This window comes from Streptomyces sp. NPDC047002 (assembly GCF_040704505.1).
Classification (GTDB): Bacteria; Actinomycetota; Actinomycetes; order Streptomycetales; family Streptomycetaceae; genus Streptomyces.
Map to the genome: position 1 here is coordinate 209,577 of NZ_JBEYWC010000005.1, position 21,350 is coordinate 230,926.

Here is a 21,350-nt window from a genome sequence, read left to right on the forward strand (position 1 = left end):
GATGACAGAGACCGCACCCACCGCGCAGGCAGGCGGCGACGTCCGCCTCACCGGGATCAGCAAGAAGTACGGCACGTTCCAGGCCGTCAGGCCCCTCGACCTCACCGTGCCCCAGGGGACGTTCTTCGCGCTGCTCGGCGCCTCCGGCTGCGGGAAGACCACCACCCTGCGGATGATCGCAGGCCTTGAGGACCCCACCACGGGCACCGTCTTCCTCGGCGACCGCGACGTCACCGACCTGCCCCCGCACAAGCGCCCCGTCAACACCGTCTTCCAGAGCTACGCGCTCTTCCCGCACCTCGACATCTACGAGAACGTCGCCTTCGGGCTGCGCAGACGCGGCATCAGGTCCGTGAAGAAGCAGGTCGGCGAGATGCTCGACCTCGTACAGCTCGGCGACTACGCGCGCCGCAAGCCGCAGCAGCTCTCCGGCGGCCAGCAGCAGCGCGTCGCCGTGGCCCGCGCCCTGATCAACCACCCGCAGGTGCTGCTGCTCGACGAGCCGCTCGGCGCCCTCGACCTCAAGCTGCGCCGGCAGATGCAGCTCGAACTCAAGCGCATCCAGACCGAGGTCGGCGTCACCTTCGTCCACGTCACCCACGACCAGGAGGAGGCCATGACGATGGCCGACACCATCGCGGTGATGAGCGCGGGCCGCGTCGAGCAGCTCGGCACCCCGGGCGAGCTGTACGAGAACCCGCGCACGACGTTCGTCGCGAACTTCCTCGGCACCTCCAACCTGATCGAGACCGAGGTCCTCGGCGCCGACGGCACGGGCCTGACCGTCTCAGGCGGCGGCTGCAAGCTCACGCTGCCCGCGGGCCGCTGCACCGCCCCCACCGCCACCGGCGGCAAGGTCCTCGTCGGCGTGCGGCCCGAGAAGATCACCCTCACCCACGCGGACGACGCGGAGACCGTGCCCGAGGGCCGCAACCGCGTGCCAGGGCGCATCACGGGCGCGAGCTTCATCGGCGTCTCCACCCAGTACGTCGTCGACAGCCCCGCAGGCCAGGGCCTTGAGGTGTACGCGCAGAACATCGAGCGCGACGGCCGCCTCGCGCCGGGCGCCGACGTCGTCCTGCACTGGAACCCCGACCACACCTTCGGGCTCGGCGCCGACCAGGACATCACCGCGGGCGAAGGGGGAGCCGCATGACCGCAGCGACGGCGCCCCCTGCACCGGCGGCGCCCCCAGCCGACGAGCCCGCGGCGCGCCGCACACCGCGCCGCAAGCGGCTCGTACCGTACTGGCTGCTGCTGCCCGGCGTCCTGTGGCTGCTCGTGTTCTTCGTCGTCCCGCTCGTCTACCAGGCGTCCACGTCCGTGCAGACCGGCTCGCTCGAAGAGGGCTTCCGCGTCACCTGGCACGTCCAGACGTACTGGGACGCGCTCCAGCTGTACTACCCGCAGTTCCTGCGCTCCCTGCTGTACGCCGCCGTCGCGACCCTGCTGTGCCTGGCGGCGGGCTACCCGCTCGCCTACCTCATCGCCTTCCGTGGCGGGCGCTACCGCAACCTGCTGCTCGTCCTCGTCATCGCGCCGTTCTTCACCAGCTTCCTGATCCGCACCCTGGCGTGGAAGACGATCCTCGCCGACGGCGGGCCCGTGGTGGCGCTGCTGAACTCGGCGCACGTACTCGACCTGACCAACGCCCTCGGCTGGACCAGCGGCGACCGGCTGCTCGCCACCCCGCTCGCCGTCGTCACCGGACTCACCTACAACTTCCTGCCGTTCATGATCCTGCCGCTCTACACCTCGCTCGAACGCATCGACCACCGGCTGCACGAGGCCGCGGGCGACCTGTACGCGGCGCCCCTGACCACCTTCCGCAAGGTGACCTTTCCGATGTCGCTGCCCGGCGTCGTCTCCGGCACCCTGCTGACGTTCATCCCGGCGAGCGGCGACTACGTCAACGCGCAGCTGCTCGGCTCCGCCGACACCAAGATGATCGGCAGCGTCATCCAGTCGCAGTTCCTCACCGTGCTCGACTACCCGGCCGCCGCCGCGCTGTCCTTCATCCTCATGGCGGTCGTCCTCCTCGTGGTCACCCTCTACATCCGCCGGGCGGGAACGGAGGAACTGCTGTGACGACCGCGCTGCGCGCCCTGCGGCGGCACCTGGTGGTGATCGCGGGCCTGCTCACACTGGCCTACCTGGTCCTGCCCAACGCCGTCGTGCTGGTCTTCTCCTTCAACAAGCCCACCGGCCGGTTCAACTACTCGTGGAACCACTTCTCCCTCGACGCGTGGAAGTCGCCGTGCGGCGCCGCCGGCCTGTGCGGCTCGCTCGGCCTCTCCCTCCAGATCGCCGTGTACGCGACGATGGGCGCGACCCTGCTCGGCACGATGATCGTCTTCGCCCTCGTCAGGCACCGCTTCCACGGGCGGGGGCCGGTCAACTCGCTGATCTTCCTGCCGATGGCGATGCCCGAGGTGGTGATGGCCGCCTCGCTGCTGACCCTCTTCCTCAACCTCGGCGTCCAGCTGGGCTTCTGGACCATCCTCATCGCCCACATCATGTTCTGCATGAGCTTCGTCGTCGTCGCCGTGAAGGCGCGCGTGATGTCCATGGACCCGCGTCTCGAAGAGGCCGCGCGCGACCTGTACGCGGGCCCCGTGCAGACCTTCCTGCGGGTGACGCTGCCGATCGCGGCGCCCGGCATCGTCGCGGGCGCGCTGCTGTCCTTCGCGCTCTCATTCGACGACTTCATCATCACCAACTTCAACGCCGGCTCCACGGTGACCTTCCCCATGTTCGTCTGGGGCTCGGCGCAGCGCGGCACGCCGGTGCAGATCAACGTGATCGGCACGGCGATGTTCATCATCGCCGTACTGGTCGTCGTCGCCGGCCAGGCCGTCAGCCGCCGGCGTGCCAGGGCCGCGTCCTGACCGCCGGCGCCAGGAAGGAGCTGCCAGAGATGACCCAGGGAGCCACGGACACCGCGCACGCCGCACGCTCGGCCGCCGCGTCCCTCGCGGACGCCAGGCCCGTGCCGTACTGGCTCGACGACCCCGGCAGGCCCGCCGCGCTCCCCGCGCTCACCGGCGCGGAGCGGTGCGACCTGCTGGTCGTCGGCGGCGGCTACAGCGGCCTGTGGACCGCGCTGATCGCCAAGGAGCGCGACCCGGGCCGCGACGTCGTCCTCATCGAGGGCCGCGAGGTGGCCTGGGCGGCGTCCGGCCGCAACGGCGGCTTCTGCGCCGCCTCCCTCACCCACGGCCTGCCCAACGGGCTCGCCCGCTGGCCCGGTGAACTGCGCGCCCTGGAGGAGCTGGGGGCGCGCAACCTCGACGCCATCGAGGGCGCCGTCGCCCGCCACGGCATCGACTGCCACTTCGAGCGCACCGGCGAGATCGACGTCGCCACCGCGCCCCACCAGCTCGCGGAGCTCGCCGCGCTGAAGGACGAGGCGGAGGCGGCGGGCATCACCGGCCTCGAACTCCTCGACCGGGACGCCGTACGCGCCGAGGTCGACTCGCCCACCTTCCTCGGCGGGCTCCAGGACCGGCGCGGTGTCGCCCTCGTCAACCCGGCCGCCCTCGCCTGGGGCCTCAAGCGCGCCTGCCTCGGACTCGGCGTCAGGATCTACGAGAACACGCCGGGCCTCGCCCTCGCGCGCTCCGGCGCGGGCGTCGCCGTGCGCACCCCGTACGGCGCGATCGGCGCCCGGCAGGCCGCGCTCGGCACCAACGTCTTCCCCTCGCTGCTGCGCCGCGTCCGCCCGTACACCGTCCCGGTCTACGACTACGCGCTGGTGACCGAGCCCCTCACGCCCGCGCAGCTCGCCTCGGTCGGCTGGCGCGGCCGGCAGGGGCTCGGCGACAGCGCCAACCAGTTCCACTACTTCCGGCTGACCGCGGACAACCGCGTCCTGTGGGGCGGCTACGACGCGGTCTACCCCTTCGGCGGGCGGCTCGACGCCGGCCGCGACCAGCGCCCCGAGACGTTCCTGAAGCTCGCCACGCACTTCTTCCGCTGCTTCCCGCAGCTCGAAGGCGTCCGCTTCAGCCACGCCTGGGGCGGCGCCATCGACACCTGCACCCGCTTCGCCGCCTTCTACGGCACCGCGCACCAGGGGCGCGTCGCCTACGCGGCGGGCTTCACCGGCCTCGGCGTCGGCGCGACCAGGTTCGGCGCCGACGTCATGCTCGACCTGCTCTCCGGCGAGCCCACCGAGCGCACCGGTCTTGAGATGGTGCGGCGCAGGCCGGTGCCCTTCCCGCCCGAGCCCCTGGCATGGGCCGGGATCGGCCTCACCAAGTGGTCGCTGGCCCGCGCGGACGCGACGGCCGGCCGACGCAACCTGTGGCTGCGCACCCTCGACCGCCTCGGCCTCGGCTTCGACAGCTGAGCCCCCGTCCGGCGGCGCCGACCAGAGCCCGCGACCGCGGCGCCGGTCCTGCCCGGGCCCCGGTGCGCCGAGGCCGGCCGGTGCCGGTACTGACGTGCGCGTGATCCAGATCACCGGAAAACATCCGTCATCCGTCGCCGAACCCGCGTCATACCAGCGCCCCACCCCGCTCTCTCCCTTGAGGACACGACGTCCAGGCACCGCGCCGACCGCGCGGTGTGCGTACCGGACGACAGACGAGAAGGGGAGACGGGGCGGATGGCTGACTCGGGTGGGACCTCTGGCACGAGGAGCGCGGTGGAGTGGCTCGCGTCGGCGGCGCCCGATCCCGCGGTGTGCCGCTGGGAGTGGGAGCGCAATCCGGCAGGCGTGGCCCTGCTGCCCGCCGGGCGCCGCTGGGACGTGCTGATGCTCCCCGCGGAACTCGGCCGCGGCACGCTCGACGTGCTGGCGCGGCTGGTCCCGCGGCCAGGGCCCGTGCTCACCGACCCGGGCGAGGACCGCACCTGGTTCTTCGTGCCGCCCGGCACGGCCGCGCGCTGGCTCGGCACCGGGGTGCGCGGGGCGGGCCGCGGCACCTGGGTCGTCGTCCCGCACCCGGGCCGCGGATCGGCGGGGATGCGCTGGCTCGTCGCACCGGACGGCTCGGGCACGCTCACCGACCCCGCCGTCCTCGAACTCGCCATGCACGAGGCCGCGGCGAGCCTCGCCGAGTCGGCGGGGACCGAGGCGCCGGAGGAGGGGGCACGGGGGCGTCCCGCCGACCGCGGAGAGGGCCAGGGCGGCGGGCCGTGGACCGACGGGGAGTCTTGACAAGGGTATTGGTCTGGACCATCTTGTCGGGATCACGCCATGGATGGCCCCTGCAAGGACACGCGTCCCGCGCTCGGCGCCGCTCCGTCCCCCCACCCGCTCCACCGGAGGCACTCGTGGACCCCACCAAGCGGCGCTCCCCCTACACCCGGCTCGTCGCGGCATGCGCGACGGCACTGCTCACGGCAGGCGGCCTCGTCGCCGCCTCCCAGACCGCCGGCGCGGCCCCGCCCGCGCACGCAGCGGCCGCGCCCGCCGCCGAACTCCCCTCCCACGCCCTCGTCGGCTACGTGCACGCGAGCTTCGCCAACGGCTCCGGCTACATCCCGCTCGCCGACGTCCCCGACTCCTGGGACGTCATCGACCTGGCCTTCGCCGAGCCGACCTCGCCCACCTCCGGCCAGATCGACTTCAGCCTCTGCCCGACGAGCGAGTGCCCCGGCGTCGAGTCCGCCGACGCCTTCAAGGCGGCGGTCAAGGCCAAGCAGGCCGAGGGCAAGAAGGTGCTCGTGTCGATCGGCGGCGCCAACGGCAAGGTGCAGCTCACCACCACCGCGGCCAGGGACGCCTTCGTCGCCTCCGTCTCGAAGATCATCGACACCTACGGACTCGACGGCGTCGACATCGACTTCGAGAACGACTCGCTCTCCCTCGACCCCGGCGACAACGACTTCCGCGCCCCCACGACCCCCGCGATCGTCAACCTCATCTCGGCGCTGAAGACGCTCAAGTCCCACTACGGCAGCGGCTTCACCCTGACCATGGCGCCCGAGACCTTCTTCGTCCAACTCGGCTACCAGTTCTACGGCGCGGGGGCGTCCGGCACCCAGGACCCGCGCTCCGGCGCCTACCTGCCCGTCATCTACGCGCTGCGCGACGACCTCACCCTGCTCACGGTCCAGGACTACAACTCCGGGCCCATCATGGGGCTCGACAACCAGTACCACTCCATGGGCGGCGCCGACTTCCCCATCGCGATGACGGACATGCTGCTCACCGGCTTCCCGGTGGCGGGCGACACCTCCCGCGTCTTCCCCGCGCTCCGCCCCGGCCAGGTGGCGATCGGCCTGCCCGCCTCCGTCAACGCGGGCGGCGGCTACATCGACTCCTCCGCCGTCACGAGCACCCTCGACTGCCTGACCAAGGGCACCTCCTGCGGCGCGTACACCCCGCACGGCACCTGGCCCGGCCTGCGCGGCCTGATGGCCTGGTCGGTGAACTGGGACGTCTTCGGCAAGAACGCCTTCGCCGACACCTTCGACGCGTACTTCGGGTGACCGCCAGGGGCCGAGCGCGGGGCGGCGGCCCGCAGACCCGCCCCGCGCTCAGCCCCGCAGGTCCACCAGGAGCGGCGGCGCGTGCTCCCCGCCCACCGTGCGCAGCGAGAGTACGGCGTGCCCCGCGGGCACCGTGTGCGCCAGGTCGGAGGCCGACCAGCGCTCCCGCTCCACCTGGCGCACCGTCACCGCGTCCGTGGTGACGGCCTTGCCCGTGACCATCTTGCGGAACGAGTGGATGGCCCGGGTCAGCGGCTGGTCCGCGAAGACCGTGCGCTGCGTGACCACCTTCGTCTCCACCCACTCAGTGCCCCACGCCTCCGCGAACCGCTTGCCGTCCCAGGTCGTGACCCCGGCGAACGCCATCCGGCAGCCGACCGCGCCGAGCAGCGCAGTGTGCAGCGACTCCGGCACGTCGTCCAGGGTCCGCAGCGTCAGCACCGCGCCCGCGTTCACCGACCGCAGCCGCTGCACCCCGCGCAGCGTCTCCGCCGTGAGGGTGCGGGTGGCGTCGTCCAGGACGAGGCACGCGAACAGCGAGTGGTCCGTGCGCGCGGCCGCACCGGCCGTGAACTGCGCCAGCACCAGCCGCGCGAGCAGCCGCGACGCCTCCGCGTGGCCCCGCTCGGGCAGGTCGATCCGCACCCGCAGCGGGTGCTCGAGCGTCCGCAGCGAGAACAGCCGCGTCCTGCCCGTCGTGTCGAAGAACTCCGCGAACGCGGGCCGGTCGAGCAGCGCGACACGGTCGGCGAGCGCCCGCCCGGGATCGCCCGGCGCGGCGGACTGGCGCTCGCGCGCGTCCAGTTCGCGTGCCATCGCCCGGTGGCCGCCCGCGTCAAGCGCCGCCCGCAGCGCCGCCAGCGCCTCCGGCGTCCCGTCGAGCAGCTCCCGCAGCTCCGGCACGGTCGGCAGGCGGCCGTGGGCCGCCGCGAACGGGCCGAGCAGCTGGGCGAGCGCCGTCGCGGCCCGCCTGCTGTCCGTGTCCGCGAGATCCCCGACCAGCCCCTCGGCCAGTACGGCCGCCGCCTCGTCCGGGTCGGCGGCCCCGCCGTACAGGTCCAGGTCGTACAGCGAGTCGGGGTCGCCGAGCCGCACCACGACGTCGAACGCCGCGTCGGCGCCCAGCCGCGTGCCCGCCGCGCACACCGCGACGACGGCCGCCTGCCCGGCGAGCGCCTGGAGGGAGAGCGACTCCACCACGGGCCGCACCAGCGCCCGCGTCTTGCCCGCGCCCGGCGGGCCGACCGCGAGCAGCGAGGTGCCGAGCAGCCCAGGATCGAGCGCGAGGCCCGTGCCGCGCCTGGCGTACGGGTTGCGCTCGCCGTCCTGCACCGTGCCGAGCCGTACCTGACGGGTGAGCAGGTCGTGCCGCGCCGCCCTGACCGGCAGGTCCCGCCCACCCGAGGGGTGCACGCAGGCCCCTGCGCCGTCCCGCCGCACCGCGTCGGCGAACGCCGCAAGGCGGGACGGGTCGACCCGCACCGAGCTCCAGGCCCGGCGGATACGGGTGAAGTCGACGTCGTTCATCCGCCCCTCGCGCACCTCGGCCGCGAGCCGCCCCGCCAGCTCACCCTGCCCCGCCGCCCGCAGCTCGGGCCACTCGGCGAGGTCGCTCTCGGGCGGCGGCGGCGCGTCGGCCTTCGCCTCCTCACCCCGCGGCTGCTGCCGCCGCCCGAAGACCCGCCGCAGCAGCTCGGGCCAGCGACCGAGACGGCCGAACACGACGGCGAGGATCGCGATGACGATCGCGTAGTAGAGGTAGGCGACCACCGTCGCGGTCGTGGACGAGCCGTCGGTGAACCACGCGTCAGGGGTGAGGGCCTCAAGCGGCCACAGCCAGAACCCGCCCAGATAGCGGTTCCAGAGCAGCGACCACAGCAGGACCCCCACCAGCAGCGAGATCCCCGCCCCCACCGCGAGCTGCCGCACCGGTGTCAGCTCCGGCTCCACCGCGGGCCGCGGCCTGTGCCCGTACGCCCAGGTGCCGGGGCCGTCGGAGCGGCGCGGGGTGTGCAGCCAGTCCCGCAGCGTGGGGCCCGTGGTCGGGGCGTACCCGGGCGCGGGCGGCGGGTGGGGGGCGCCCTGCGGGGGCGTGGTGCCTGCGGTCGGCGGGGCAGCGGGCGGCGGCGGGGGAGGCGCCGCCGGACGGGGCACGGGCGTGGCGCGTGTGCCCCGTGGGTCGTGCGTACCGTCGGATTCCATACTCACCCTGCCCCCTGACCAGCCAGGACCGCTCTGTGCACCCGTCAATCTAGTGCCCCTGCACGGGGAGTTCACCGTTCTGCGCGCCCGGGGTGTCCCACCTGCCGGTTTGCCGGCCGCGTGCACCGGCAAGGAGCCCGGCGGCGGGCCCCGGGCCCGCCATGGACGCCACGGACAACGACACGCGCCGAGCACTACCGAACGGAGCATGCCCACCGTGCCGCCGCGCCCCTAGCCTGCGGAGAAGACACGGATCTGCTCACGAACCCGGACCAGCACCATGCAGCGTCGGGACAGACCCACAGGAGCCCGCATGACCGCCATCCCGCAGGAGCGCCGCCTCGTCACCGCCATCCCGGGGCCGAAGTCGCAGGAGTTGCAGGCCAGGCGCACGGCCGCGGTCGCGGCCGGCGTGGGTTCGACCATGCCCGTCTTCGCGGCACGCGCCGCGGGGGGCGTGCTGGAGGACGTGGACGGCAACCGGCTGATCGACTTCGGCTCCGGCATCGCCGTGACGACCGTCGGGTCGAGCGCCGAGGCCGTCGTGCGCCGCGCCTCCGCGCAGCTCGCGGACTTCACCCACACCTGCTTCATGGTCACCCCGTACGAGGAGTACGTGGCGGTCTGCGAGGAGCTCGCCGCGCTCACGCCGGGCGACCACGCCAAGAAGTCCGCGCTGTTCAACTCCGGCGCCGAGGCCGTCGAGAACGCGGTGAAGATCGCCCGCTCGTACACCAAGCGGCAGGCCGTCGTCGTCTTCGACCACGCCTACCACGGCCGTACGAACCTGACGATGGCGCTGACCGCGAAGAACATGCCGTACAAGAACGGCTTCGGCCCGTTCGCGCCGGAGGTCTACCGGGTGCCGATGGCGTACCCGTACCGCTGGCCGACCGGGCCCGAGAACTGCGGGCCCGAGGCGTCGGCACAGGCCATCGACCAGATCAGCAAGCAGGTCGGCGCGCGGAACGTCGCCGCGATCATCATCGAGCCCGTCCTCGGCGAGGGCGGCTTCGTCGAGCCGGCCAAGGGCTTCCTGCCCGCGCTCGCGCGCTTCGCGAAGGACAACGGGATCGTGTTCGTCGCGGACGAGATCCAGTCCGGCTTCTGCCGCACCGGGCAGTGGTTCGCCTGCGAGGACGAGGGCGTCGTGCCCGACCTGATCACCACAGCCAAGGGCATCGCGGGCGGCCTGCCGCTCGCCGCGGTCACCGGGCGCGCCGAGATCATGGACGCCGCGCACCCGAGCGGCCTCGGCGGCACGTACGGCGGCAACCCGGTGGCCTGCGCCGCCGCGCTCGGCGCCATCGAGACCATGAAGGAGCTCGACCTGCCCGCGCGGGCCCGCCGCATCGAGGAGGTCATGAAGGGCCGCCTCTCGGCGATGGCCGGGAAGTACGACGTGATCGGCGACGTGCGCGGGCGCGGCGCGATGATCGCGGTCGAGCTGGTGGAGGACCGGGCCACCAAGAAGCCCGCCCCCGAGGCGGCCGCCGCGCTCGCCAAGGCCTGCCACCAGGAGGGCCTGCTCGTGCTGACCTGCGGCACCTACGGCAACGTCCTGCGCTTCCTGCCGCCGCTCGTGATCGGCGAGGACCTGCTGGCCGAGGGCCTCGACATCCTCGAGCAGGCACTCGCCGCACTCTGAGTCCCGGGGGCGTTCCCCCGTCCGGGGGACCGCTGTGAAGAAGGTGTGCGGGGGCGATGGCGGGATGGGGGTGCGGCTGTCCCGCGTGACGCGGGCGGCGTACTGTTCCCGCAGATGAGAGAAACACCCCGCGCGCGGGAAACCGCGGGCGAATCCGGTCAGGGGCATCCCCAGTTCAGGGCCGGGCGTGCGTCCGCGCACGTGTCCGGGGCCGAGAGCCCCGGATCTCCTCACCGATCGGACGGCCGAGCGCTCCAACCCCCCCGGGGCGCGCGGCGTACCGGTCCCGTCGGCCGTCCCGGAACCACCCCCCCTGTTCCGGGACGGCCGACCTCCTTCCTCTCCGCACTCGCCGCGGCCCTCGGGATGCCCGCGGGACGGCTGCGGGCCGTCGTCGCCGCGCTGTACGCCGTGGCCTTCGCGCTGAGCACCTGGCAGGTCCTGGTGCGCGGGCCGCTCCTCGGTGCCGACGAGCGGCTGGACCGCGCCGTCGTGGGCCACGCTCCGCGGGCCCTCGCGGAGGCGCTCTCCGACCTCGGGTCCATGCCGGTCGCGCTGCCGGTGCTGGCCGCCGCGCTCGCCTGGGCGCTGTGGCGCGGCGCCCGCGCCCCGGTCCTCGCGGGCGCGCTGACGATGGCGGCGGTGCCCGCCCTCGTCGTACCGCTGAAGATCTGGACGGACCGCAGGGGTCCCCTCACGGACGCCACCGGCTACTACCCGTCCGGCCACACGGCCACGGCGATGGTGGCCTACGGAGCGGCGGCGCTCGTGCTGCTGCCGTACGCGGGCCGCCGCGCCACTGTCCCCGCGGCGGCGCTGCTCACGGTGGCCACGGCGACGGGCCTCGTGCTGCGCGGCTACCACTGGCCGCTGGACGTCGTCGCGAGCGGCGCCCTGTGCGGGCTGCTGCTCCTCGCCCTCGCCGCGGCCCTGCGCCGCCTCGCCGCCGGCCGCGCCGGGCGCGCACCCGCCGCGGAGTGCCCGGCCGGGGGCTGACCGCGTCGGGCCCGCGGCCGAACGGCCCCCGGGCCGGACCGGGGGACCGGCCCCACTGGGCCGGACCGGGCGCACCTGCCGGACCGGGCGCACCGACCGAACGGACCGCACCGGGCGCGGTCCCGCGGCCCCCGACCACCGGGTTCTTCATACATCGCGGCCCAAACGGGCGAGGCCCTTCATACAGGCCGTAGCATTCGGGCATGCCGCCCACCCTCGCCTCGCTCGTCCAGCACTCGGCGCTCAGGCTCTCCGTGCGCGCCGGTGAGGACCGGCTCGACGTGCCCGTGCGCTGGGTGCACGCCAGCGAGCTGGTGGACCCGGTGCCGTACATGGAGGGCGGCGAGCTGCTGCTCGTCACCGCCACCAACCTGGCCGCCTCGGACGCCGACGCGATGCGCCGCTATGTGCGGCGGCTCGCCGCCGCGGGCGTCGCGGGCCTCGGCTTCGCTGTCGGCGTCACCTACGACGACGTGCCCGCCGCGCTTCTCGACGCGGCGCGCGCCGAGAACCTGCCGCTGCTCGAAGTGCCGCGCCGCACGCCGTTCATCGCCATCGGCAAGGCGGTGTCCGAGGCCGTCGCGGCCGACCAGTACCGGGCGGTCACCGAGGGCTTCGAGGCACAGCGCGACCTGACGCGCGCCGCGCTCGCCGAGGGCCCCGCCGAGCTCCTGGCCCGGCTCGCCGCGCACGTCGACGGCTGGGCCGCGCTGTACGACCCGGCGGGCGCGGTCGTCGCGGCCGAGCCCGCCTGGGCCGCGCGCCGCGCGGCCCGCCTCTGCGAGGACGCCGCGGTGCTCGCGCTGCGCGGCCCGCACACCAGCTCCGTCGTGGGCGACCCGGACGCGGAGGGCGGCGAGAGCGGCGACCGCGTCGAGCTCCAGACGCTCGGCAGCGGGCGCAGACCCGGCGGCGTCCTCGCCGTGGGCACGGCGGGCGCCCCAGGCACCGCGGCGCGCTACGCCGTGCACTCGGCCATCGCCCTGCTCACCCTCACCACCGAGCGCAGCAGGTCGCTGCGCGAGGCGGAGCAGCGGCTCGGGGCCGCCGTGCTGCGGATGCTGCTCGCGGGCGAGTCGGAGCACGCCCGTACGGTCGCGGGCGACCTGTACGGAGCCCTGCTCGACGCCCCCTTCAGGCTGCTGGCCGCCGAGGCCGTGGACCCGGCGGCCGAGCCGGGCGGCGACGCGCCGCTCGACCTGCTCGCCCGCGGCCTCGAAGCGGCGGCGACCCGGGCCGGCGAGCCGGTGCTCCTCGTGCCCGACGGGGCCGGGCGGCTGGTCGCCATCGTGGTCGACGAGGGCGCGGCGGCGGTCCTGTGCGCCGGCTACGCGGACCGGTCGGCCGAGGACGCGGGCGTGGTCACCGGCCTGTCGGCGCCGACGGGCCCCATCGCGGCGGGCACCGCCTACCGGCAGGCCGAGGCGGCGCTCACGGTCGCGCGGCGCCGCCGCCGCGCGCTGGTCGAGCACGAGGACCTCGCCGACGGCTCCCTGCTGCCGCTCCTGTCCGACGAGGCGGTACGCGCCTTCGCCGACGGCATGCTGCGCGCCCTGCGCGAGCACGACGCGAAGGGCCGCGGCGACCTCGTCGACTCGCTGCGCGCCTGGCTGTCCCGGCACGGCCAGTGGGACGCGGCCGCCGCCGACCTCGGCGTCCACCGGCACACCCTGCGCTACCGCATGCGCCGCGTCGAGGAGATCCTCGGCCGCTCGCTGGACGACCCCGACGTGCGGATGGAGCTCTGGCTCGCCCTGAAGGCCACGGCGGGCCAGACCGCGCACGCGGCCGCCCCGCCGCAGGACCCCGCGTAGCCCGCGGCCTCGCTCCGCCGCCGTCCCGCGCCACCGCCACTGCGTCGGGTTTTCTCGCCGCACCTCCGCACCGGCCCTCTCGCCTCCCGGCACCTCAGCACCGCACGGGCGTCAGAGGCGCGCCGCGGCAGTGGTGGGCGCCGGCGAGACGATCACCGTGTGGCCCGCGGGGACGGTGGTGGTGCCGGGGACCACGGCCCGGGCCGTATAGCGGAAGGCCGCCGCCCCGGCCGCGCCCACCAGCGGCACGGACGGAGCGGGCCGCCTCCGCGCCCCGCCAAACCGTAGAAGCCGCCAGGTCCACTACTACGCCGCGGCCAAGCGACCGCGTCCCCGCGCGGGCCTACGGTGTGGCGGGGGGCGTCCAGCGGACGCCCGCCTGTCAGGTCAGGCAGGCGGCCGGCGCGCCGCCCGCCGTACGTCACTCGGAAGGGCCGGGACTCCATGTCGACCTCCACTCACGCCTTCTGGCTCGCGGGCCGTCGGGCCACCGGCGACGACGCGTTCGATGTCACGTCCCCGTGGGACGGGCGCGTGGTCGGGGCGGTCTCTGTGCCGACCGATGCGCAGGTCGAGGAGGCCGTCGCCGCCGCGCACGCGGCCGTGGCCGTCTTCGCCGCCACTCCCGCGCATGTGCGGGCCGCCGCCCTCGACCACGTCGCGCGCCGCCTCGGCGAGCGGGCGGAGGAGGTCGCCCGGCTGATCTCGGACGAGAGCGGCAAGCCGTTGAAGTGGGCGCGTGGCGAGGTCGGCAGGGCCGTCTCCGTCTTCCGTTTCGCCGCGGAGGAGGCGCGGCGCTTCAACGGCGGTGAGGCTCAGCGTCTGGACACGGATGCGGGTGGCGTCGGGCGGCTGGCGTTGACGCGGCGCTTCCCGAAGGGTGCGGTGCTGGGCATCGCCCCGTTCAACTTCCCGTTGAACCTGTGCGCGCACAAGATCGCCCCGGCCCTTGCGGCGGGTGTGCCCATCGTTCTCAAGCCCGCGCCGGCGACGCCGTTGTCCGCGCTGCTGCTGGGTGAGCTGCTGGCCGGGACCGATCTGCCGGCGGGGTCGTGGTCGGTGCTGCCGGTGCCCAACGAGCGGATGGCCGTTCTGGTGCAGGACGAGCGGCTGCCGGTCATCTCCTTCACGGGCTCGGAGAGGGTCGGGTATTCGATCATGGATGCGGTGCCGCGCAAGCACTGCACGCTGGAGTTGGGCGGCAACGGCGCGGCTGTGGTCCTGGCGGACTATGCCTCGGAGGAGGATCTGGAGTGGGCGGCGGGGCGGATCGCGACGTTCTCCAACTACCAGGGCGGGCAGTCCTGCATTTCTGTGCAGCGGGTGATCGCCGATGCGGCCGTCTACGACCGGCTGGTGGAGAAGGTGGTGGCGGCGGTGGGGGCGCAGGTGACCGGTGATCCGGCGGACGAGGCGACCGATGTGGGGCCGTTGATCAGTGAGGACGCTGCCCGGCGGGTGGAGGGCTGGGTGGATGAGGCCGTCGCGGCCGGTGCGCGAGTGCTGGCCGGCGGCAGGCGCGACGGCGCCGCCTACGCGCCCACGGTCCTGGCCGATGTGCCGGAGGGCGCCACGCTCGCGCGTGAGGAGGTCTTCGGGCCGGTGCTGACGCTGCGCAGGGTGGCGGGTGAGCAGGCCGCGTTCGCTGCGGTCAACGACTCCAAGTACGGCCTGCAGGCAGGGGTCTTCACCCATGACGTGCAGGCGGCGTTCCGGGCGCACCGTGCGCTGGAGGTCGGCGGCGTGATCGTCGGCGACGTCCCTTCGTACCGCGCCGACCAGATGCCCTACGGCGGTGCCAAGCTCTCCGGCGTCGGCCGGGAGGGCGTGCGCTACGCGATGGACGACTACACCTACGAGCGCGTCCTCGTGCTCACCGGCCTCGCCCTGTAGCGGCCGCCCTGCGGGCCCGCCCCTTCCGGGCGGGCCCGTACGCACGCGCGGAATAATGGGCCCGTGACCGTCATCGAGATCCCCGGCTCCAAGTCCGTGACCGCCCGCGCCCTCTTCCTCGCCGCCGCCGCGCGGGGCGAGACGGTGCTGCGGCGGCCCCTGCGCTCCGACGACTCCGAGGGGTTCGCCGAGGGCCTTTCCCGGCTCGGGTACGGCGTCGTACGGGAGGACGGGGACCGGATCTGGCGGATCGCCGGGCGCCCCGAGGGCCCGGGCGAGCCCGAGGCCGACGTGTACTGCAGGGACGGCGCGACCACCGCGCGCTTCCTGCCCGCGCTGGTCGCCGCCGCGCCGTCCGGCTCGTACCGCTTCGACGCCTCGGCGCAGATGCGGCGCAGGCCGCTCGGGCCGCTCACCCGGGCCCTGCGCGACCTCGGCGTCGACGTCACCCACGGCGAGCGCGAGGGCCACTACCCGCTGCGCATCGACGCCCACGGCATCAAGGGCGGCCCTCTGATCCTCGACGCGGGGGAGTCCTCGCAGTACCTCACCGCGCTGCTGATGCTCGGCCCGCTCACCGACGAGGGGCTGACGATCGACGTGACCCGGCTGGTGTCCGCGCCCTACGTCGACATCACCCTCGCGATGATGCGCGACTTCGGCGTGCGGGTGACACGCGAGGGCAACAGGTTCACCGTCCCGCCCGGCGGCTACCGCGCCGTGGAGTACGAGATCGAGCCCGACGCCTCCACCGCGAGCTACTTCTTCGCCGCCGCCGCGCTCTCCCCCGGCCGCGAGGTCACCGTCCCCGGCCTCGGCCGCCACGCCCTCCAGGGCGACACCGCCTTCGTCGACGTGCTGGAGCGCATGGGCGCCGAGGTCGTCAGGGCGGACGGCGCGACCACCGTGCGCGGCCCCCGGCGGCTGCAAGGCCTCACCGTCAACATGCGCGACATCTCCGACACCATGCCGACGCTCGCCGCCGTCGCCCCCTACGCCGAGGGCCCGGTCCGCATCGAGGACGTCGCCAACACCCGGGTGAAGGAGTGCGACCGCCTCGACGCCTGCGCCGAGAACCTGCGCGCCCTCGGAGTCGACGTGTCGACAGGGCCCGACTGGATCGAGATCCGGCCCGGCGCGCCGCGCGCCACCGAGATCGCCACCCACGGCGACCACCGCATCGTGATGTCGTTCGCCGTCACCGGGCTGCGCGCGCCCGGCATGACGTACGACGACCCCGGCTGCGTCCGCAAGACCTTCCCCGGCTTCCACGAGGCGTTCGCCGCGCTGCGCGACACCTGGGACGCCGAGCCGCACGCGCAGGCCTGACCCGGCGGGGCGCCGCGCCCCCGGTGCCGCACCGGGTGCGCCCCGCTGACCACGGGGAAAGGCCCGGATCGGGTGGCGCTCGCCCCTCGGTTGTCGGCGGGCACGGCGAATGGGGCAAGAATGGGTGCCATGAGCGACAGTCCAGCCCCTCTCGCGGACCCCCACATCGCCTTCGATCCGGCCGAAGGCCGCCGGGACGTCGTCGTCCTCGGCTCCACGGGATCCATCGGCACCCAGGCCATCGACCTCGTGCTGCGCAACCCCGACAGGTTCCGGGTCACCGCGCTGTCCGCAGCGGGCGGGCGCGTCGCCCTGCTGGCCGAACAGGCCCGCCGCCTGCGGCCCGCCGCGGTCGCCGTCGCGCGCGAGGACGCCGTGCCCGCGCTGACGGACGCCCTGCGGGCCGAGTACGGGGCGGGCGAGCCGCTGCCCGAGATCCTCGCGGGCCCCGGCGCGGCCACCGAACTCGCCGCGTCCCCCTGCCACACCGTCCTCAACGGCATCACGGGCTCCATCGGCCTCGCGCCGACCCTCGCCGCGCTGGAGGCGGGCCGCACCCTCGCGCTCGCCAACAAGGAGTCGCTCATCGTCGGCGGGCCGCTGGTGAAGGCCCTCGCCAAGCCCGGCCAGATCATCCCCGTCGACTCGGAGCACGCGGCCCTCTTCCAGGCGGTCGCCGCGGGCACCAGGGCCGACGTGCGCAAGCTGGTGGTGACCGCCTCGGGCGGCCCCTTCCGCGGCCGCACCCGCGCCGAGCTGGCCGGCGTCACCCCGAAGGACGCGCTCGCCCACCCGACCTGGGCCATGGGCCCGGTCATCACGGTGAACTCCGCGACGCTCGTCAACAAGGGCCTGGAAGTCATCGAGGCCCACCTGCTGTACGACATCCCCTTCGAGCGCATCGAGGTCGTCGTGCACCCCCAGTCGTACGTGCACTCGATGGTGGAGTTCACCGACGGCTCCACCCTCGCCCAGGCCACCCCGCCCGACATGCGGGGCCCCATCGCGATCGGCCTCGGCTGGCCCGCCCGCGTCCCGGACGCGGCCCCCGCCTTCGACTGGACGAAGGCGTCGGCGTGGGAGTTCTTCCCGCTCGACACGGAGGCGTTCCCCTCGGTCGGCCTCGCCCGGCACGTCGGGGCACTCGGCGGTACCGCGCCCGCGGTGTTCAACGCCGCCAACGAGGAGTGCGTCGACGCGTTCCTCGCCGGACGGCTGCCGTTCAACGGCATCATGGACACCGTCACCGCGGTCGTCGGTGAACACGAAGGCCCCGGCAGTGGAACGAACCCGACCCTCCCGGACGTCCTGGAAGCAGAGACCTGGGCGCGCGCCCGGGCGACGGAACTCGTACGGAAGGCCACGGCGGAGGCCCGCGCATGACGATTCTTCTCACGGTCATCGGCATCCTGGTGTTCGCCGTCGGCCTGCTCTTCTCCATCGCCTTCCACGAGTTCGGGCACCTGTCCACCGCGAAGATGTTCGGCATCAGGGTGCCCCAGTACATGGTCGGCTTCGGCCCGACCGTGTGGTCGCGCAAGAAGGGCGACACCGAGTACGGCGTGAAGGCGATCCCGCTCGGCGGCTACATCCGCATGATCGGGATGTTCCCGCCGGGACCCGACGGCCGGATCGAGGCCCGCTCCAGCTCGCCCTGGCGCAGCATGATCGAGGACGCGCGCTCCGCCGCCTTCGAGGAGCTGGAGGAGGGCGACGAGCACCGCCTCTTCTACACGCGCAAGCCGTGGAAGCGCGTGATCGTGATGTTCGCAGGCCCGTTCATGAACCTGGTGCTCGCCGCGGTGATCTTCTTCGGCGTCGCGATGAGCTACGGCTTCCAGACCCAGACCACCGAGGTCGGCGGCGTCCAGAGGTGCGTGATCTCGCAGAGCGACAAGCGCCAGACCTGTCAGAAGGGCGACCCGGTCTCGCCCGCCACCGCGGCCGGGCTGCGCAAGGGCGACACCATCGTCGCCTTCGACGGCCAGAAGGTCGACGACTGGAACACGCTCTCCGACAAGATCCGCAAGACCATCGGCCCCGCCACCCTCACCATCCGCCGCGACGGCCACGAGCAGGTGCTCCACGCGAACCTGCTGAAGAACATAGTGGCCGGCAAGGACGCCAACGGAGACGTCGTCCCCGGCAAGTTCCAGGCCGCCGGCTACCTCGGCTTCGCCGCCCAGACGAAGATCGTCCCGCTCACGTTCGGCCAGTCGGTCGACCGGATGGGCGGCATGATCGGCGACAGCGTCGACCGCCTCATCGACCTGCCCAGCAAGATCCCCGGCCTGTGGGGCGCCGCCTTCGAGGGCAAGCAGCGCGACGCGGACTCGCCGGTCGGCGTCGTCGGCGCCGCCCGCATCGGCGGCGAGGTGATGACGCTGCACGTCCCGGCCGAGAGCCAGATCGCGATGATGCTGTTCCTGCTCGCCGGGTTCAACCTCTCGCTGTTCCTGTTCAACATGGTCCCGCTGCTGCCGCTCGACGGCGGGCACATCGCGGGCGCCCTGTGGGAGGCCCTGCGGCGCAATGTCGCCCGCGTCTTCTCCCGGCCCGACCCCGGCCCCTTCGACGTGGCGAAGCTCATGCCGGTGGCGTACGTGGTGGCGGGCGTGTTCGTCTGCTTCACCGCGCTCGTCCTGATCGCCGACGTGGTCAACCCCGTCAAGATCACCTGATGAACGGGTCCGCGGGCCCGTTCACCCGCGGTGTGGCGGCCGTACACCCGGCCGCCGCACCGCCGCCGTGACACTTCCCTGCGGTGTGACCGCCGGGGATCCGGTGGCGTAATCTCAGGTGCTGGAGCCCGCCGATCTCGGGACCTGGTCCACACTTGGGGTTGCACAGCAGATGACTGCGATTTCTCTCGGAATGCCCTCCGTTCCCGTCAAGCTCGCCGACCGCAGGGTCAGCCGTCAGATCCACGTCGGCTCTGTCGCGGTCGGCGGTGACGCGCCGGTGTCCGTCCAGTCGATGACCACCACCCGCACCTCGGACGTCGGCGCCACGCTCCAGCAGATCGCGGAGCTCACGGCGTCCGGCTGCCAGATCGTCCGGGTCGCCTGCCCCACGCAGGACGACGCGGACGCGCTTCCCGCCATCGCGAAGAAGTCCCAGATCCCCGTCATCGCCGACATCCACTTCCAGCCGAAGTACGTGTTCGCGGCGATCGACGCGGGATGCGCCGCGGTCCGCGTCAACCCGGGCAACATCAAGCAGTTCGACGACAAGGTCAGGGAGATCGCCAAGGCGGCGAAGGAGACCGGCACCCCGATCCGCATCGGCGTCAACGCGGGCTCCCTCGACAAGCGGCTGCTGGAGAAGTACGGCAAGGCCACGCCGGAGGCGCTCGCCGAGTCCGCCCTCTGGGAGGCGTCCCTCTTCGAGGAGCACGACTTCCGCGACCTGAAGATCTCCGTCAAGCACAACGACCCGGTCGTCATGGTCAACGCCTACCGGCTGCTCGCGCAGCAGTGCGACTACCCCCTGCACCTCGGCGTGACCGAGGCGGGCCCCGCCTTCCAGGGCACCATCAAGTCGGCCGTCGCCTTCGGCGCCCTGCTCAGCGAGGGCATCGGCGACACCATCCGCGTCTCCCTGTCCGCGCCGCCGGTCGAGGAGGTCAAGGTCGGCGCGCAGATTCTGGAGTCGCTCGGGCTGCGCCAGCGCCGCCTCGAGATCGTGTCCTGCCCGTCCTGCGGCCGAGCCCAGGTGGACGTGTACAAGCTCGCCGACCAGGTGACCGCGGGCCTCGAAGGCATGGAGGTGCCGCTGCGCGTCGCCGTCATGGGCTGCGTCGTCAACGGCCCCGGCGAGGCCCGCGAGGCCGACCTCGGCGTCGCCTCTGGCAACGGCAAGGGTCAGATCTTCGTCAAGGGCGAGGTCATCAAGACCGTGCCCGAGTCCAAGATCGTCGAGACGCTGATCGACGAGGCCATGAAGATCGCCGAGCAGATGGAGAAGGACGGCATCGCCTCGGGCGAGCCCGAGGTCTCCGTGAGCTGACCGCCGGCCCCGCGGCACCCGCGAGTCCCGCGCACCCCCTCGGCCGAGGGCGGTCGCGGGACTCGTCCGCTTCGCGGCCGCCCCGGCGGCAGGAGGCGGCCACTCCGCCCGCCGGGTACAGTGCGCAGACAAGCAGACCGTACGGTGAGGCCCCCACGTGTTGACGCAGACCACCACCCGGGTCCTCGAACCCAGCGAACTCCCCGAGGCTCTGGAGCTCCTGGAGAGCGAGCCCGTCGAGAACGCGTTCGTGACCTCGCGCGTCCTCGTCGCCGGCCTCGACCCGTGGCGGCTCGGCGGCGAGATGTGGGGCTGGTACCAGGGCGGCAGGCTCCGCTCCCTGTGCTACTCCGGCGCCAACCTGGTACCGGTCTGCGCCACCCCCGAGGCCGTGCGCGCCTTCGCGGACCGCGCCCGCAGGGCCGGCCGCCGCTGCTCCTCCATCGTCGGCCCCGCGGGGCCGACCGCCCAGCTCTGGCGGCTGCTCGAACCCAGCTGGGGCCCCGCGCGCGAGGTCCGCGAGAACCAGCCGCTGATGCTCACAGAGGAACTCCCGCCCGGCGTCGCGCCCGACCCGTACGTCCGCAGGATCCGCAAGAACGAGATGGACACGCTGATGCCGGCGTGCGTCGCCATGTTCACCGAGGAGGTCGGCGTCTCCCCGCTGGCCGGGGACGGCGGCCTGCTCTACCAGGCGCGCGTCGCCGAACTCGTCGGCTCGGGACGGGCCTTCGCCCGCGTCGAGGACGGCCGGGTGATCTTCAAGGCCGAGATCGGCGCCGCCACCCCGCGCGCCTGCCAGATCCAGGGCGTCTGGGTCGACCCCGCCTACCGCGGCCGCGGCCTGTCCGAGACCGGCATGGCCGCCGTCGTACGCTACGCCCTCGCCGACGTGGCCCCCGTCGTCAGCCTCTACGTCAACGACTTCAACGTCCCCGCGCGCGCCTCCTACCGGCGGGTCGGCTTCCGCGAGGTGGGCGCCTTCATGAGCGTGCTGTTCTGACGGTAGGTTGCCGTCC

Annotated in this window: 16 protein-coding genes and 1 pseudogene; 15 read left to right on the forward strand and 2 right to left on the reverse strand. The window is 73.7% G+C overall.

What is annotated here, in order from left to right:
* Position 1: 1 nt before the first annotated feature.
* From AB0910_RS07910 to AB0910_RS07935, 6 genes and pseudogenes are all read left to right on the forward strand, one after another.
* Positions 2-1,156, forward strand: a complete 1,155-nt coding sequence (locus AB0910_RS07910; protein ID WP_366743641.1) for an ABC transporter ATP-binding protein — start codon at positions 2-4, stop codon at positions 1,154-1,156.
* Complete coding sequence (locus AB0910_RS07915; RefSeq protein ID WP_366743642.1) at positions 1,153-2,088, forward strand: ABC transporter permease; 936 nt, start codon at positions 1,153-1,155, stop codon at positions 2,086-2,088. Before AB0910_RS07910 ends, AB0910_RS07915 begins: the two co-directional genes overlap by 4 nt.
* A gap of 8 nt (positions 2,089-2,096) precedes the next feature.
* On the forward strand, positions 2,097-2,888 hold the full coding sequence (locus tag AB0910_RS07920; protein WP_366743706.1) for an ABC transporter permease: 792 nt from the start codon (positions 2,097-2,099) through the stop codon (positions 2,886-2,888).
* A 29-nt stretch (positions 2,889-2,917) separates the two neighbouring features.
* A complete protein-coding gene (locus AB0910_RS07925) occupies positions 2,918-4,351 on the forward strand; it encodes an FAD-dependent oxidoreductase (RefSeq protein ID WP_366743643.1) in 1,434 nt (477 codons plus the stop codon).
* Positions 4,352-4,609: 258 nt separating this feature from the next.
* The gene (locus AB0910_RS07930) at positions 4,610-5,164 is read left to right on the forward strand and encodes a hypothetical protein (protein ID WP_366743644.1); all 555 of its coding nucleotides are present in this window, start codon (positions 4,610-4,612) and stop codon (positions 5,162-5,164) included.
* A 254-nt stretch (positions 5,165-5,418) separates the two neighbouring features.
* A pseudogene (locus AB0910_RS07935) lies at positions 5,419-6,441 on the forward strand (chitinase); the annotation flags it as partial.
* A 48-nt stretch (positions 6,442-6,489) separates the two neighbouring features.
* Here AB0910_RS07935 and AB0910_RS07940 read toward each other — a convergent pair.
* Positions 6,490-8,643 (reverse strand): ATP-binding protein, encoded by a 2,154-nt coding sequence (locus AB0910_RS07940; protein ID WP_366743645.1) that lies wholly within the window; start codon positions 8,641-8,643, stop codon positions 6,490-6,492.
* A 313-nt stretch (positions 8,644-8,956) separates the two neighbouring features.
* Here AB0910_RS07940 and gabT point away from each other — a divergent pair, with 313 nt between their 5' ends.
* From gabT to AB0910_RS07955, 3 genes are all read left to right on the forward strand, one after another.
* The gene (gene gabT / locus AB0910_RS07945) at positions 8,957-10,291 is read left to right on the forward strand and encodes a 4-aminobutyrate--2-oxoglutarate transaminase (RefSeq protein WP_366743646.1); all 1,335 of its coding nucleotides are present in this window, start codon (positions 8,957-8,959) and stop codon (positions 10,289-10,291) included.
* 366 nt (positions 10,292-10,657) lie between these two features.
* Entirely contained in the window at positions 10,658-11,287 is a 630-nt protein-coding gene (locus AB0910_RS07950) for a phosphatase PAP2 family protein (RefSeq protein WP_366743647.1), read from the forward strand.
* A 203-nt stretch (positions 11,288-11,490) separates the two neighbouring features.
* Positions 11,491-13,101 (forward strand): PucR family transcriptional regulator, encoded by a 1,611-nt coding sequence (locus tag AB0910_RS07955; RefSeq protein ID WP_366743648.1) that lies wholly within the window; start codon positions 11,491-11,493, stop codon positions 13,099-13,101.
* Between the two features lie 111 nt (positions 13,102-13,212).
* On the opposite strand, the gene AB0910_RS07960 is transcribed toward AB0910_RS07955, so the two are convergent.
* Complete coding sequence (locus AB0910_RS07960; RefSeq protein WP_366743649.1) at positions 13,213-13,350, reverse strand: hypothetical protein; 138 nt, start codon at positions 13,348-13,350, stop codon at positions 13,213-13,215.
* A 195-nt stretch (positions 13,351-13,545) separates the two neighbouring features.
* On the opposite strand from AB0910_RS07960, the gene AB0910_RS07965 reads away from it, so the two are divergent.
* From AB0910_RS07965 to AB0910_RS07990, 6 genes are all read left to right on the forward strand, one after another.
* The gene (locus AB0910_RS07965; protein WP_366743650.1) at positions 13,546-14,994 is read left to right on the forward strand and encodes an aldehyde dehydrogenase family protein; all 1,449 of its coding nucleotides are present in this window, start codon (positions 13,546-13,548) and stop codon (positions 14,992-14,994) included.
* Between the two features lie 63 nt (positions 14,995-15,057).
* Positions 15,058-16,323, forward strand: a complete 1,266-nt coding sequence (gene aroA, locus AB0910_RS07970) for a 3-phosphoshikimate 1-carboxyvinyltransferase (protein WP_366743651.1) — start codon at positions 15,058-15,060, stop codon at positions 16,321-16,323.
* 129 nt (positions 16,324-16,452) lie between these two features.
* Entirely contained in the window at positions 16,453-17,706 is a 1,254-nt protein-coding gene (dxr, locus tag AB0910_RS07975) for a 1-deoxy-D-xylulose-5-phosphate reductoisomerase (protein ID WP_366743652.1), read from the forward strand.
* On the forward strand, positions 17,703-19,004 hold the full coding sequence (locus AB0910_RS07980; protein WP_366743653.1) for a site-2 protease family protein: 1,302 nt from the start codon (positions 17,703-17,705) through the stop codon (positions 19,002-19,004). The genes dxr and AB0910_RS07980 overlap by 4 nt, the downstream gene beginning before the upstream one ends.
* 172 nt (positions 19,005-19,176) lie before the next feature.
* On the forward strand, positions 19,177-20,331 hold the full coding sequence (gene ispG, locus AB0910_RS07985; protein WP_366743654.1) for a flavodoxin-dependent (E)-4-hydroxy-3-methylbut-2-enyl-diphosphate synthase: 1,155 nt from the start codon (positions 19,177-19,179) through the stop codon (positions 20,329-20,331).
* A 157-nt stretch (positions 20,332-20,488) separates the two neighbouring features.
* On the forward strand, positions 20,489-21,334 hold the full coding sequence (locus tag AB0910_RS07990; RefSeq protein WP_366743655.1) for a GNAT family N-acetyltransferase: 846 nt from the start codon (positions 20,489-20,491) through the stop codon (positions 21,332-21,334).
* Positions 21,335-21,350 lie beyond the last annotated feature (16 nt).

What these genes read in the sequence shown, in the direction of transcription:
- dxr (WP_366743652.1), top strand. Translation starts at nt 16,453, where the DNA reads ATGAGCGACAGTCCAGCCCCTCTCGCGGACCCCCACATCGCCTTCGAT.
- gabT (WP_366743646.1), top strand. Translation starts at nt 8,957, where the DNA reads ATGACCGCCATCCCGCAGGAGCGCCGCCTCGTCACCGCCATCCCGGGG.
- AB0910_RS07950 (WP_366743647.1), top strand. Translation starts at nt 10,658, where the DNA reads ATGCCCGCGGGACGGCTGCGGGCCGTCGTCGCCGCGCTGTACGCCGTG.
- AB0910_RS07980 (WP_366743653.1), top strand. Translation starts at nt 17,703, where the DNA reads ATGACGATTCTTCTCACGGTCATCGGCATCCTGGTGTTCGCCGTCGGC.
- AB0910_RS07910 (WP_366743641.1), top strand. Translation starts at nt 2, where the DNA reads ATGACAGAGACCGCACCCACCGCGCAGGCAGGCGGCGACGTCCGCCTC.
- AB0910_RS07965 (WP_366743650.1), top strand. Translation starts at nt 13,546, where the DNA reads ATGTCGACCTCCACTCACGCCTTCTGGCTCGCGGGCCGTCGGGCCACC.
- AB0910_RS07915 (WP_366743642.1), top strand. Translation starts at nt 1,153, where the DNA reads ATGACCGCAGCGACGGCGCCCCCTGCACCGGCGGCGCCCCCAGCCGAC.
- AB0910_RS07940 (WP_366743645.1), bottom strand. Translation starts at nt 8,643, where the DNA reads ATGGAATCCGACGGTACGCACGACCCACGGGGCACACGCGCCACGCCC.
- AB0910_RS07930 (WP_366743644.1), top strand. Translation starts at nt 4,610, where the DNA reads ATGGCTGACTCGGGTGGGACCTCTGGCACGAGGAGCGCGGTGGAGTGG.
- ispG (WP_366743654.1), top strand. Translation starts at nt 19,177, where the DNA reads ATGACTGCGATTTCTCTCGGAATGCCCTCCGTTCCCGTCAAGCTCGCC.
- AB0910_RS07955 (WP_366743648.1), top strand. Translation starts at nt 11,491, where the DNA reads ATGCCGCCCACCCTCGCCTCGCTCGTCCAGCACTCGGCGCTCAGGCTC.
- AB0910_RS07925 (WP_366743643.1), top strand. Translation starts at nt 2,918, where the DNA reads ATGACCCAGGGAGCCACGGACACCGCGCACGCCGCACGCTCGGCCGCC.